Raw genomic sequence first — 12,721 nt, 5'->3', positions numbered from 1 at the left:
GGCGCGTGGCGGATCCAGGCTCGGCCCGCAGGGTTAACCGGGCGTTACGCCGCTCCGGTCAGTCGCGGGGCCAGCGGACGGCGCGGACCTCCCCGGTCCGGGCCGGCAGCGGGGCCGGACGCGGCGGAAAATACGGGTTGTAGGCGACCACGGGCGGCCGCGTCGGCTCGCCGGCCGCGGCATGGGGCTGGGTCGGGCGGGGGGCGGCCTTGGCGTCGTGGCTCACGGATGACCTCGTCTGGAACGGCGCTCGGACCGGGCGCGTGCGGCTCCGGATGCAGCCTGCCCTGGCAACCTTTCCGGAACCTTGGCGCTTGATCCCGCGGCGGCCCGCATTCAGGCCGCATTCAGTGCCCTCCCCCGATGGTTCCCGGCATGCGTCAGACCGTTCTCGCCCCGCTTCTCGGCCTCGCCGGCGCCCTCGGCGCCGCGGGCTGGTACGCGTCGGCGCAGGACGCGTCCGAGACCGCGACGCTCAAGGACCCGCCGGTGCAGACGGCGCAGGGGGCCGCGCCCCAGGCGGCGCAGAACTGCCTGTCGCCGGGCGACCTGCGCGAGGCGGTGGCCGACAAGCGGGTGGTCGCGCCGGTCGCGGCGATCCGGGCGGCGCAGGCGGCGGTGCCGCGGGCCGAGATCGTGCGGGCGAGCCTGTGCCAGAAGGACGAAGCGCTGGTCTACATGATGACCGCCTTGCGCCGGGACGGACAGTTCGTGCACGTCGTGGTCGATGCCCGGTCGGGCAAGGTCGCTGGTCTGTGGTAGGGTTTCGGGCCGTGGCCCGGATCGCAAGGAGACATCTCGCCGTGCGTCTGCTCGTCGTCGAGGATGACCGGGATCTCAACCGGCAGGTGGTCGTCGCCCTGGAACAGGCCGGCTACGCCGTCGACAAGGCGTTCGACGGCGAGGAGGGCGCGTTCCTCGGCGAGACCGAGCCCTACGACTGCATCATCCTCGACATGGGCTTGCCGAAGGCCGACGGCGTCTCGGTGCTGTCGGGCTGGCGCCGGGCGCAGGTGAAGACCCCGGTCATCATCCTCACCGCCCGCGACCGCTGGAGCGACAAGGTCAACGGCTTCGACGCCGGGGCCGACGACTACGTCACCAAGCCGTTCCACATGGAGGAGCTGCTCGCCCGGGTGCGGGCGCTGCTGCGCCGGGCGGCCGGGCACGCGTCGAGCCAGATCAGCGCCGGGCCGGTGGTGCTCGACACCCGCTCGGGCCGGGTCTTCGTCGACGGCAGCCCGGTCAAGCTGACCTCGCACGAGTACCGGCTGCTGTCCTACCTCATGCACCATGCCGGCCGCGTCGTCTCGCGGGCCGAGCTGACCGAGCACCTCTACGACCAGGACTTCGACCGCGATTCCAACACCATCGAGGTGTTCGTCGGCCGCCTGCGCAAGAAGCTCGCCGTCGACCTGATCCAGACCGTGCGCGGCCTCGGCTACCTCGTCGATCCGAACGGGCCCGGGCCGCAGGCGTGAGCGCGGCGTCGGGCCCGGACGCCGCGCCGGCCGGGGCGGAACCGGCCGGGACCGTCCTCGGCTCGGAACCGGCCCGGCGCGGCCGGTGGCGGCCGTGGCGGCGGCGCTCGATCGCGGTCCGCCTCGCGGTCTCGGCGCTGCTGTCGAGCGCCCTGATCCTGCTCGTCGCCGGGCTGATCCTCTCGACGCTCTACCGCGAGACCACGGAACGGGCCTTCGACAGCCGCCTGATCGTCTATGCCAACGACCTCGCCACCAGCCTCGTCTCGCCGGGCGATTCCGACCCGCGCGCCTTCGGCTCGCTCGGCGACCCGCGCTTCGACCTGCCGCTCTCTGGCTGGTACTGGCAGGTCGGCCGGCCGAACGCCCGGCCGCGCGACCTGCGCACCTCGCGCTCCCTCGTCGGGGTGCCGCTGCCGCCGCCCGACGACGCCGTCGGCGAATCCGGCGCCGGGCAGATCCGCAAGGGCTACGGCCGGGCCCAGGACGAGCGGCCGCTGCGGATCATCGAGCGCAGCGTCGACGTCGGCGAGGAGGGCCGCTACCTCGTGCGGGTCGCCGGCCCCTCCGACGAGATCGAGGCGGACATGCGCCGCTTCACCTTCGCGCTCACCACCACCTTCTCGCTGCTCGGCCTGTCGCTCGGCCTCACCACCCTGCTGCAGATCCGCTTCGGCCTCGCGCCGCTCCTGAAGCTGCGCACCGCGCTCGGGGCGATCCGCCGCGGCGAGGCCGACCGCATCTCCGGCGAGTACCCGCGCGACATCGCCCCGCTCGCCGGCGAGGTGAACCTGCTGCTCGAGACCAACCGCGAGATCCTGGAACGCGCCCGCACCCAGGTCGGCAACCTCGCCCACGCCCTCAAGACCCCCTTGAGCATCATCGTCAACGAGGCTTCGGCCGGCGACGCCCACAGCGAGTTGGCGGTGAAGGTGCGCGAGCAGGCGGCGGTGATGCGCGATCAGGTCAACTACCACCTCGACCGCGCCCGGGCGGCGGCGCTCGCCGGGGCGCTCGGCACCTTCACCGACGTCGAGCCGGTGGTCGCCGCCTTGGTCCGCACCTTCGGCAAGATCTTTCGCGACAAGGACCTCGCCTACGACACCCACGTCACCCCGGGCCTGCGCTTCCGCGGCGAGCGCCAGGATTTCGAGGAGATGATCGGCAACCTCGTCGACAACGCCTCGAAATGGGCCGCCTCGCGGGTCTCGATCCGGGCCGAGGTGATCGGCAAGGGCGACTATCCCCACCTCATCGTCACGGTCGAGGACGACGGCCCCGGCCTGCCGCCGGAGGCCCGCGTCGCGGTGCTCAAGCGCGGTCAGCGCCTCGACGAGACCAAGCCCGGCTCGGGGCTCGGCCTCTCCATCGTCTCCGACCTCGCCGCCCTCTACCGCGGCCGCCTGCGGCTCGACGCCGGCTCCCTCGGCGGGCTCAAGGCCGTCATCGAGGTGCCGGGGGATGCGAGCCCGGGCGGGCCGGGGTAGGGTCGGCGGGTTCGTCCGGGCCGGGCCTTCCCGAGACCGATGACGACGCGTCGGCGGCTCGGACCTTCGGTGGCGGGCATGCGGCCGCGGCCGCTCAGGGTCGCCCGGGCTCCCTCAATGTCCCGCGGCCTTCGCGGCGAACGCCGCCTGCTGCTCCGGGCTCGCCTCGTTCTGGTGGCGCGCCTTCCACTCGTCGTAGGGCATGCCGTAGACCTCCTCCCGGCTCTGGTCCTTGGTCAGCGGCAGGCCGCGGGCGTCGGCGGCGTCCTTGAGCCAGTTCGACAGGCAGTTGCGGCAGAACCCGGCGAGGTTCATCAGGTCGATGTTCTGCACGTCGGTGCGCCCCTGGAGGTGGGACACCAGCCGGCGGAACACCGCGGCTTCGAGTTCGGTGCGGGTGGCCTCGTCGATCCCGTCCATCGGCTGCGTCTCCTCGCTGCGTCGTCCGCTCAGGTCGGCGGCGGCACCGGCCGCGTCAAGGGCGCCGGCGGCGCGATCAGGGGCGCGAGCAGGCCGGCGAAGCGCGCGGCCCAGTCCTCGGCCCCGGCCTCGTCGCCGATCAGGTCCTGGCGGATCTCGACCAGGGCGTTCGGCAGGCCCCGGGCGATGGCGTGGCGGTCGATCGTGTCGCCGGGCAGCCCGCCGCCATAGGGCTGGTTGTCGCCGACCGTGAACCCGGCCGGATCCTCGCTCAGGCCGCGGATCAGCGGTCCGGCGAGGCGGTCGTCGCGGTCCCACAGGATCCCGACCTCCCAGGGCCGCGCCACGCCGCGCCAGGCCGGGGTGAAGCTGTGGATCGTGACGATCGCCGGCGGCGCCCCCGCCGCCTCGGCGGCCTCGATCGCCGCGACGATCGCCGCGTCGTAGGGATCGTAGAACCGGGCGATCCGCGCCGCCACCGCGTCGGGCGTGATGCGGGCGTTGCCCGGGACCACCGCACCGTCCGAGAGCCGCATCACCAGGGTCGGGTCGTCGCGGCCGCGGTTGGGGTCGATGATGAGCCGCGAGAAGGTGGTGAGCAGGGCCGGCGCCCCGAGCCGGCGGGCGAGCGAGCGCGTCACCGCCGCCGCCCCGATGTCGTAGGCGATGTGGCGCTCGAAATGCGGCGCCGCGAGGCCGAGATCGGCGAGGTCGGCCGGCACCGCGTTCGAGGCGTGGTCGCACAGCAGCAGCACGCCGCAGGCCGGATCGCCGGGAATCGACTCGACGGGGTGGGGAGGGTGCATCGCGGCCGGTCCGGACAGGGGAGCGCCCCGCATACCCCAAATGACCGAGGAGCGGCCAGCCGGGCCCCGACTCTCCGGTGGGGTGACGGGGCCGGCGAGTTGCCATAGTGCTGGCGGCAACCGCCAGTGCTGACGGCCACCGCCAGTGCTGACCGCGACCCGTCGCTGCCGACGCCCCGATTCCGGCCGGACCCGTTCCATGACCCGCGCCCTCCCCGACGCCGCCGGCCTCGACGCCGCTCCCCGCGACAGCGCCGAGGGCATCGGGCCGGCCCTGGCCGCCCTGATCGCCGGTGCGGTCGCGATGGGGATCTCGCCGATCTTCGTGCGCGTCGTCAGCCCGGAGATCGGCCCGTTCGCGAGCGCGTTCTGGCGCGTCGCCCTGGCGCTGCCCGCGCTCCTCGCCTGGATGCGCTGGGAGGAGGCGCGCCGGCCGGCCCTGCGCGGCCACTGGCTCGCGCCGTCGGCCCTGCTCGCGGGCCTCGCCTTCGCGGGCGACCTGTTCTTCTGGCACCGGGCGATCCTCGGCACCACGGTCGCCAACGCGACCTTCTTCGCCACCACCGCCCCGGTCTTCGTCGTGCTGTTCGCGTGGCTCGGCCTCGGCCGGCGCCCGGGCGGGCGGATGCTCGCCGGGCTCGCCCTGTGCCTCGCCGGCGGCGCCGCCCTGGTCGGGCAGTCGGTGCAAGTCGATCCCGGCCGCCTCGCCGGCGACCGCGACGGGCTGGTCACGGCGGTGTTCTTCGCCCTCTACTTCCTGTTCGTCGAGCGCGCCCGCGCCCGCGGGCTCGGCGCCGCCCGGGTGACCTTCGTCGCCACCGGCGTCACCGCCCTGGTGCTGCTCGCGGTGGCGCTCGTCGCCGGCGGGCCGCTGCTGCCGCGGACCGGAACCGGCGTCGCCGCCCTGCTGGCGCTGGCGCTGCTCAGCCATGTCGGCGGCCAGGGCCTGCTCTCGGTGGCGCTGGGCCGCCTGCCGGCCGGGTTCTCGTCGCTGGTGATCTTCCTCGAAGCGGTGGCGGCGGCCGCCCTCGGCTGGCTGATCCTCGGCGAGGCGATCACCCCGGCCCAGGGGCTCGGCGGCGGCCTGATCCTGTTCGGCATCGTGGTCGCCCGGCCCCGCCGCTCCCGCTCCTGAACGACGCGACGAGGAAACGCTCCGTGACCGACGCCTCCGATGCCCGCCGCGACCTGCTGCTGCGCCTCCTCGACGCCGCGGTGACCGCCGCCCATCCCCGCGGCTGCCTCGTGCCGGCGCTGCCGCCGCCGCCGGCCGGCCGGCTGGTGATCCTCGGCGCCGGCAAGGCCGGGGCGAGCATGGCGGCGGTGGCCGAGCGGCACTACCGCGAGACCCACGGCCTCGGGCCCGACCGGCTGGTCGGCCTCGCGGTCGCCCGCCACGGCTACGGCGAGCCGGCCGGGTCGATCGCGGTGATCGAGGCCGGCCATCCGGTGCCGGATCAGGCCGGGATCGACGCCACGAGGCGCAGCCTGGATCTCGCCGCCTCGGCCGGTGCGGACGACGCGGTGCTGGTGCTGCTGTCGGGTGGCGGCTCGGCCAACTGGATCGCCCCGGCCGGCGACCTGACGCTCGCGGAGAAGCAGGGCATCACCCGGGCGCTGCTGCGCTCGGGCGCGCCGATCGACGAGATCAACTGCGTGCGCAAGCACCTGTCGCGGATCAAGGGCGGGCGCCTCGCCCGCGCCGCCCGCGAGGCCGGCTCGCTCCTGACCCTCGCCATCTCCGACGTGCCGCGCGACGACCCGGCGGTGATCGCCTCGGGCCCGACCGTGCCCGACCCGACGACCCTCGCCGACGCGAGGGCGATCTGCGAGCGCCGCGGCATCGCCCTGCCGCCGGCGGCGGCGGCCCTGCTGGCGGAGGGCGGCAACGAGAGCCCCAAGCCCGGCGACCCGCTCTTCGCCCGTGCCGAGTTCCGGATCATCGCCCGGCCGATCGACGCGCTGACCGCGGCGGCGACGGCGGCGCGCGCCGCCGGCTACGAGCCCGAGCTGCTCGGCGCCGACCTCGAGGGCGAGGCCCGCGAGGTCGCGGCCGAGCACGCCGCCATCGCCCGCGCCCGGGCGGCGGAGGGCCGCCGGGTCGCGCTGATCTCCGGCGGCGAGCTCACCGTGACGATCCGCGGCGAGGGCCAGGGCGGGCCGAACCAGGAATACATGCTGGCGCTCGCGGTCGCCCTCGACGGGGCGCCGAGCATCGCCGCCCTGTCGGCCGACACCGACGGCACCGACGGCGGCCGCGGCGAGGCCACCGACCCGGCCGGCGCGATCGTCGACGAGACGACGCTCGCCCGCGCGGCCGCCGCCGGGCTGGACCCGCGGGCGAGCCTGGACGACAACGACTCGACCCCGTTCTTCGACCGGATCGGCGACCTCGTACGCCCCGGGCCCACCCGCACCAACGTCAATGATTGCCGCATCATCCTGGTTGGCTGAGACCCTGACCCGCGCCGCCCTCCCGGCCCTCGCGCTCGCCCTCGCGGGCGCGACCCCGGCCCTGGCGGACCTGCGCCTGTGCAACATGACGGCGAGCCGCATCGGCGTCGCCCTCGGCTACCGCGACGCCGGCGGCTGGGTGACGGAGGGGTGGTGGAACCTCGCCTCCAAGGGCTGCGAGACCCTGCTCAAGGGATCCCTCGCCGGCCGGTACTACTACGTCTTCGCGGTCGACTACGACCGCGGCGGCGAGTGGAGCGGGCGCTCGCTGATGTGCACCCGCGACCGCGAATTCACCATCCGGGGCGTCGACGACTGCCTCGCGCGCGGCTACGACCGCAACGGCTTCTTCGAGGTCGATACCGGCGAGCAGAAGAGCTGGACGATCCAGCTCACCGATCCCGGCCGCCCCGCCCCCTGACCGCCCCCTCCCTTTCGGAATACTCATGACCCGCGCCCGCCGCACCAAGATCGTCGCGACCCTCGGCCCGGCATCGAGCGACCCCGAGATGATCGCCCGGCTGTTCGAGGCCGGCGCCGACGTGTTCCGCATCAACATGAGCCACCTGCCGCGGGAGCGGCTGGCCGAGACCGTGGCGACGATCCGGGCGGTCGAGCAGCGCCTGCGCCGGCCGATCGCGGTGCTGGTCGACCTCCAGGGCCCGAAGCTGCGGGTCGGCCGCTTCGCCGACGACGCGGCGATACTGGAGAACGGCCAGAGCTTCGTCCTCGACGGCGACGCGGCGCCCGGCGACGCCACCCGGGTCCACCTGCCCCATCCCGAGATCCTGTCGGCGCTGGAGCCCGGCCACACCGTCATCATCGACGACGGCAAGCTGCGCCTCACCGTGACCGAGGTCGGGCCCGAGCGGGCCGTCACCCGGGTCGTCGTCGGCGGGCGGATCTCGAACCGCAAGGGCGTGTCGCTGCCCGACACCACGATTCCCGTGGCGGCGCTGACCGAGAAGGATCGCGGCGACCTCGATGCCGGTCTCGCCGCCGGCGCCGACTGGATCGCGCTGTCGTTCGTGCAGCGCCCGGAGGACGTCGCCGAGGTCAAGGCGATCGCCGGCGGGCGCGCGATGGTGATGGCCAAGATCGAGAAGCCGCAGGCGCTCGGCTGCCTCGACGCGATCATGGAGGTCGCCGACGGCCTGATGGTCGCCCGCGGCGATCTCGGGGTCGAGATGCCGCTGGAGCAGGTGCCCGGCGTGCAGAAGCGCATCACCCGCGCCGCCCGCCGCCTCGGCAAGCCGGTGGTGGTGGCGACCCAGATGCTCGAATCGATGATCACCGCCCCGGTCCCGACCCGGGCCGAGGTCTCGGACGTCGCGACCGCGGTCTACGAGGGCGCCGACGCGGTGATGCTGTCGGCCGAGAGCGCGTCGGGCGCCTTCCCGGTCGAGGCGGTCGCGACGATGAACCGCATCGCCGAGCAGGTCGAGCGCGACGCGATCTACTGGTCGATCATCACCGCCCAGCGCACGCCGCCCGAGCCGACGAGTTCCGACGCCATCGCGGCGGCCGCCCACCAGATCGTCGAGACCCTCGGCCTCGGCGCGATCATGGCCTGGACCGCCTCCGGCTCGACGGCGCTGCGGCTCGCCCGCTCGCGCCCCAACGCCTCGGTGATCGCGCTGACCCCCAAGCGCGAGACCGCCCGGCGCCTCGCGCTCGCCTGGGGCACCCACCCGATCGTGACCAACGACGCCAGCGACATCGACGACATGTCGTTCCGCGCCTGCAAGTTCGCGGTGCGCGAGGGCTTCGCGGTGGTCGGCGACCGGGTGATCGTGGTGGCGGGCCTGCCCTTCGGCACGCCCGGCGCCACCAACCTCGTGCGCATCGCCGAGGTGACGCGGGAGCACGCCGCCAAGGCGTGAGGGGGCTAGGCCGGAGCAGCGCAGCAGCCCTCCCCCGCAGAGGGGGGAGGGTTCGGAGCAAGCGCAGGGAGTCCCCTACGCCTCCATCGCCTCCAGCTCCGCGATCATCCCCTCGATCATCGACAGGCCGATCTGCCAGAAGGCCGGATCGCGGGCGTCGAGGCCGAACGGGGCCAGCAGCTCGTTGTACGGCTTGGCGCCGCCGGCCGAGAGCAGGGCAAAGTAGCGCTCCACGAAGCCCTCCTCCGCGCGGGAATACACGCCGTAGAGCGAGTTCACGAGGCAGTCGCCGAACGCGTAGGCGTAGACGTAGAACGGCGAATGGATGAAGTGCGGGACGTAGGACCAGAACGGCTGGTAGCCGGCATCGAGCCGGATCGCCGGGCCGAGGCTCTCGGCCTGGACCGACATCCACAGCGCGCAGATCTGGTCGGCGGTCAGCTCGCCCTCGCGGCGGGCGAGGTGGACCTTGCGCTCGAAGGCGTAGAACGCGATCTGGCGCACCACCGTGTTGATCATGTCCTCGACCTTGGCGGCGAGCATCGCCCGGCGCTGGGTCGGGTCGGCGAGGGTGTCGAGGACGCGCCGGAAGGTCAGCATCTCGCCGAACACGCTCGCGGTCTCGGCCAGCGTCAGCGGCGTCGGCGCCATCAGGGCACCGTTGCCGGCGGCGAGCACCTGATGCACGCCGTGGCCGAGCTCGTGGGCGAGCGTCATCACGTCCCGCGGCTTGCCCTGGTAGTTCACCAGCACGTAGGGGTGGGCCGAGGGCACGGTCGGGTGCGCGAAGGCGCCCGGCGCCTTGCCGGGGCGCACCGGCGCGTCGATCCAGTTGCCGTCGAAGAACCGCCGCGCGATCTCGGCCATCCGGGGCGAGAACGCCGCGTAGGCCGACAGCACGGTCTCGCGGGCCTCGGCCCAGGGGATCGTGCGCTGCTCGACCCGCGGCAGCGGCGCGTTGCGGTCCCAGTAGTCGAGGCTGTCGCGGTCGAACCACTTCGCCTTCAGGCGATAGTAGCGGTGCGACAGCCGCGGATAGGCGCCCTGAACGGCGGCGACCAGCGCCTCGACCACCTCCGGCTCGACCCGGTTGGCGAGGTGGCGCGAATCGGCGACGTCACGGAATCCGCGCCAGCGGTCGGCGATCTCCTTGTCCTTGGCGAGCGTGTTGGTGATGAGCGTGAAGGTGCGCAGGTTCGCCCGAAAAACCCGGCTGAGGCTCTCGGCCGCCTCCCGGCGGACCGCCCCGTCGGAGTCCTGGAGCTTGTTGAGGGTCGGTTCGAGCGGCAGTTCCTCGCCGCGCAAGGGAAAGCGCAGGGAGGCCAGGGTCTCGTCGAACAGCCGGTTCCAGGCCGCCCGGCCGGTGACCGACTTCTCGAGAAACAGCTTCTCCGCCTCGTCGCTGAGCTGGTGCGGCTTCTCGCGGCGCACGTCCTCCAGCCACGGCCGGTAGCGGGCGAGCGGCGGCAGGGCGGTGGCGGCGTCGATGCGCCCGTCCTCGACCCGGTTCAGCTCCAGGGTGAAGAACAGCAGGTCGCCGGCGGCGGCGGTGAGGCGCTCCTGGGTGTCGCCGTAGAACTTCGCCCGCGCCGGATCGGTGGTGTCGCCGGAATAGACGAGCCCGGCGAAGGACATCAGCCGGCCGAGCAGGTCCTCGACCGCCTCGTAGGCGGCGACCGCGGTGCCGAGGCGCTCGTGCGCGTCGCCGGCCGCCGCGAGGTCGGCGATGCGGCCGCGATACCGTGCGGCGAAGCCCCGGCACTCGGCCTCCGCCCGGGCGAGGTCGGCGGAGAAGGCCGGGTCGTCGAGGCCGGCATAGAGGTCCGACAGGTCCCACTCCGGCAGCGGGCCGAGGTCGACGGCCCGGACCGCGGCCAGGGCGGCGCTCAGGGGGAGTTCCGACGGCGCGGCGGCTCGGCGCGGCAGGGCTCGGCTCGACATGGACGGAGAAATCCTCTGGCTCGGAACGCGGATGGGCTGGGCCGCCCGACATATCGGCGCCCCCCTGCCCCAATCAACCGTCGGCGGCGCCCCGGCCCCGGTGCGACGCCGCCGCGCAGGGCGCGTCCCCGCGTGACGCGCAGGGCCTCGGGCCGGCGGCGGGAAAACTTGCGATTGACGTTAAGCACGACTTTACGCTTCTGACGCAGCATCCGGCTCGAAACGAAACAGCGCCGCGAAGCCCGCCGGTCCTCCGGCCTAGCACCGGCGCCGCGCGCCTCGCGCTCCGCGAAGGGAACGAGATGCCGACCACGGTCCTCATCGTCGACGACGATCCCGTGCAGCGCCGACTCGCGGAGGCGATGGTGCGGCGCCTCGGCTTCGAGGCGGTGGTGGCCGAGGGCGGCGCCGAAGCGCTGAGCCTGCTGCGGGCGCCGGACAGCCCGGTCGAGGTGGTGCTGCTCGACCTCGTGATGCCCGGCGGCCTCGACGGGCTCGCGGTGCTGGCCGAGATGCGCCAGGCCTCCCTCGACGTGCCGGTGATCGTCCAGACCGCCAACGGCTCGATCGACGCGGTCGTCAACGCGATGCGGGCCGGCGCCGTCGACTTCGTGGTCAAGCCGGCCGGCGCCGAGCGGCTCCAGGTCTCGATCCGCAACGCGCTCCAGGTCGACCAGCTCCAGGACGAGATCCGGCGCATGCGCCGGCGCGCCTCGGGCGCGCTCACCTTCAAGGATCTCGCCTCGAAGAGCCCCGACATGGGCCGGGTGATCCGGCTCGCCGAGCGGGCGGCGAAATCGAACATCCCGGTGCTGATCGAGGGCGAGTCCGGCGTCGGCAAGGAGGTGCTGGCCCGCGCGATCCAGGGCTCGGGCGAGCGCCGCGGCAAGCCGTTCGTGACGGTGAATTGCGGGGCGATTCCCGACAACCTCGTCGAATCGACCCTGTTCGGCCACGAGAAGGGCGCCTTCACCGGCGCCACCGAGCGGCATCTCGGCAAGTTCGTCGAGGCGTCGGGCGGCACGCTGTTCCTCGACGAGATCGGCGAACTGCCCCTCGACGCCCAGGTCAAGCTGCTGCGGGCGCTGCAGGAGGGCGAGGTCGACCCGGTCGGCGGGCGCAAGAGCGTGCGGGTCGACATCCGGCTGGTCTCGGCCACCAACCGCTCGCTGCTCGACCTCGTCAAGCAGGGCCGGTTCCGCGAGGACCTGTACTACCGCCTCAACGTCTTCCCGATGACCCTGCCGCCCCTGCGGGCCCGGCGCGAGGACATCCCGGATCTCGTGCGCTCGTTCTGCGCCCGCTTCTCGGCCGAGGAGGGCAAGCGGGTGCGCGGCATCGCCCCCGACGCGATGGCGCTGCTCGCCCGCTACGACTGGCCCGGCAACGTGCGCCAGCTCGAGAACGCGCTGTTCCGCGCCGTGGTGCTGGCCGACGGCGACGAGCTGACCATCGCCGAGTTCCCGCAGATCGCCGCGCATGTCGAGGGCTTCGAGGTCCGCATCCCGCCGGCCCCGAGCCTGCCCGACCCGGCGACCACCGCCCCCTTACGCGAGGTGGTGCGGGTCGAGGTCCGCGATCCCCACGCCCTCTCCCTCGTCGAGGAGGAGACCGGCGAGATGAAGACCATGGAGGGGCTGGAGAGCGAGATCATCCGCCACGCGCTCCAGTTCTACCGCGGCCGGATGTCGGAGGTGTCGCGCCGCCTCGGCATCGGCCGCTCGACCCTCTACCGCAAGCTGAAGGACCTCGGCCTCGACGACGAGAAGGCCGAGGACGCCGCCTGAGCGGTCTGGCGCCCGGCAGAGTCTCTCGTGGCCGGAGCCATGATTTCGCCGGGAGGATCGTGTCTGGCGCCCGGTGAGCCGGGCCGATCCTCCACCGGACGGCGGATGCCGGTCGGGCGGGCGTCGGTATCATCGATCGGCCCGGGCCGCCCGAGACGGCGCGCTCGTCGCACGCAAGGCCGTGCGTCGCCGCACGCTCGGGCTCGGCCGTTGTGAGTTATGGTTGTGTCGGCGCCGGAGTCCCGGTGCCGCTTTCGGGAGACGAGCATGGCGCCCACGCGCAGGGCCGCCGCGGCGATCGCGGCGCTGCTGGCCGGACAACCCGGCCTTTCGGGCGCCTTCGCGCAGGAGGCGCCGGTGCCGGCGGCCGTCGCGACGCCGACGTCCCCGGCGGGTCCGCCGCCCGCGTCGCAGGCCGGCCTCGCGCCGCAACTCGGCGCTGCGGTGCCGCAGCCCGGCGCT

12 protein-coding genes and 1 pseudogene are annotated in these 12,721 nt (G+C 73.8%); 9 read left to right on the top strand and 4 right to left on the bottom strand.

Annotation, left to right across the window (positions count from 1 at the left end; genetic code table 11):
* Nucleotides 1-58 precede the first annotated feature (58 nt).
* Complete coding sequence (locus EOE48_RS29265; RefSeq protein WP_187371465.1) at nucleotides 59-226, bottom strand: hypothetical protein; 168 nt, start codon at nucleotides 224-226, stop codon at nucleotides 59-61.
* 149 nt (nucleotides 227-375) lie between these two features.
* Here EOE48_RS29265 and EOE48_RS18415 point away from each other — a divergent pair, with 149 nt between their 5' ends.
* The 3 genes from EOE48_RS18415 (at nucleotide 376) to EOE48_RS18405 (ending at nucleotide 2,968) form a co-directional block, all read left to right on the top strand.
* Nucleotides 376-762, top strand: coding sequence for a PepSY domain-containing protein (locus EOE48_RS18415; protein WP_127731815.1), 387 nt, complete (start codon nucleotides 376-378; stop codon nucleotides 760-762).
* A 41-nt stretch (nucleotides 763-803) separates the two neighbouring features.
* Nucleotides 804-1,481: a response regulator transcription factor gene (locus tag EOE48_RS18410; protein ID WP_127731813.1), complete on the top strand. Its 678-nt coding sequence runs from the start codon at nucleotides 804-806 to the stop codon at nucleotides 1,479-1,481.
* 110 nt (nucleotides 1,482-1,591) lie between these two features.
* Complete coding sequence (locus EOE48_RS18405; RefSeq protein ID WP_246154596.1) at nucleotides 1,592-2,968, top strand: sensor histidine kinase; 1,377 nt, start codon at nucleotides 1,592-1,594, stop codon at nucleotides 2,966-2,968.
* Between the two features lie 114 nt (nucleotides 2,969-3,082).
* On the opposite strand, the gene EOE48_RS18400 is transcribed toward EOE48_RS18405, so the two are convergent.
* Together EOE48_RS18400 and EOE48_RS18395 are read right to left on the bottom strand one after the other, a co-directional pair.
* A complete protein-coding gene (locus EOE48_RS18400) occupies nucleotides 3,083-3,388 on the bottom strand; it encodes a DUF1244 domain-containing protein (RefSeq protein ID WP_127731809.1) in 306 nt (101 codons plus the stop codon).
* 29 nt (nucleotides 3,389-3,417) lie between these two features.
* Nucleotides 3,418-4,194 (bottom strand): N-formylglutamate amidohydrolase, encoded by a 777-nt coding sequence (locus EOE48_RS18395; protein WP_127731807.1) that lies wholly within the window; start codon nucleotides 4,192-4,194, stop codon nucleotides 3,418-3,420.
* 199 nt (nucleotides 4,195-4,393) lie between these two features.
* Here EOE48_RS18395 and EOE48_RS18390 point away from each other — a divergent pair, with 199 nt between their 5' ends.
* The 4 genes from EOE48_RS18390 to pyk are packed head-to-tail and all read left to right on the top strand — an operon-like array spanning nucleotide 4,394 to nucleotide 8,531.
* Complete coding sequence (locus EOE48_RS18390) at nucleotides 4,394-5,329, top strand: DMT family transporter (protein WP_127731805.1); 936 nt, start codon at nucleotides 4,394-4,396, stop codon at nucleotides 5,327-5,329.
* A gap of 23 nt (nucleotides 5,330-5,352) precedes the next feature.
* A complete protein-coding gene (locus EOE48_RS18385) occupies nucleotides 5,353-6,648 on the top strand; it encodes a glycerate kinase type-2 family protein (RefSeq protein ID WP_127731803.1) in 1,296 nt (431 codons plus the stop codon).
* Complete coding sequence (locus EOE48_RS18380; protein ID WP_127731801.1) at nucleotides 6,620-7,069, top strand: DUF1036 domain-containing protein; 450 nt, start codon at nucleotides 6,620-6,622, stop codon at nucleotides 7,067-7,069. Before EOE48_RS18385 ends, EOE48_RS18380 begins: the two co-directional genes overlap by 29 nt.
* A 25-nt stretch (nucleotides 7,070-7,094) precedes the next feature.
* The gene (gene pyk / locus EOE48_RS18375) at nucleotides 7,095-8,531 is read left to right on the top strand and encodes a pyruvate kinase (protein WP_127731799.1); all 1,437 of its coding nucleotides are present in this window, start codon (nucleotides 7,095-7,097) and stop codon (nucleotides 8,529-8,531) included.
* A 75-nt stretch (nucleotides 8,532-8,606) separates the two neighbouring features.
* Here the strand turns inward: pyk and EOE48_RS18370 are convergent, their stop codons facing one another.
* Nucleotides 8,607-10,472 carry a M3 family oligoendopeptidase gene (locus EOE48_RS18370; RefSeq protein WP_127731797.1) on the bottom strand — a complete coding sequence of 622 codons (1,866 nt, stop codon included), beginning with the start codon at nucleotides 10,470-10,472 and terminating at the stop codon, nucleotides 8,607-8,609.
* A 302-nt stretch (nucleotides 10,473-10,774) separates the two neighbouring features.
* Here EOE48_RS18370 and EOE48_RS18365 point away from each other — a divergent pair, with 302 nt between their 5' ends.
* Together EOE48_RS18365 and EOE48_RS18360 are read left to right on the top strand one after the other, a co-directional pair.
* Nucleotides 10,775-12,259 carry a sigma-54-dependent transcriptional regulator gene (locus EOE48_RS18365; RefSeq protein WP_127731795.1) on the top strand — a complete coding sequence of 495 codons (1,485 nt, stop codon included), beginning with the start codon at nucleotides 10,775-10,777 and terminating at the stop codon, nucleotides 12,257-12,259.
* A gap of 267 nt (nucleotides 12,260-12,526) precedes the next feature.
* A pseudogene (locus EOE48_RS18360) lies at nucleotides 12,527-12,721 on the top strand (c-type cytochrome); the annotation flags it as partial.

The organism is Methylobacterium oryzihabitans (genome assembly GCF_004004555.2).
Lineage (GTDB): Bacteria > Pseudomonadota > Alphaproteobacteria > Rhizobiales > Beijerinckiaceae > Methylobacterium > Methylobacterium oryzihabitans.
The sequence above is the reverse complement of the archived record's forward strand: the minus strand, read 5'-3'. Positions and strand labels throughout refer to the sequence as shown.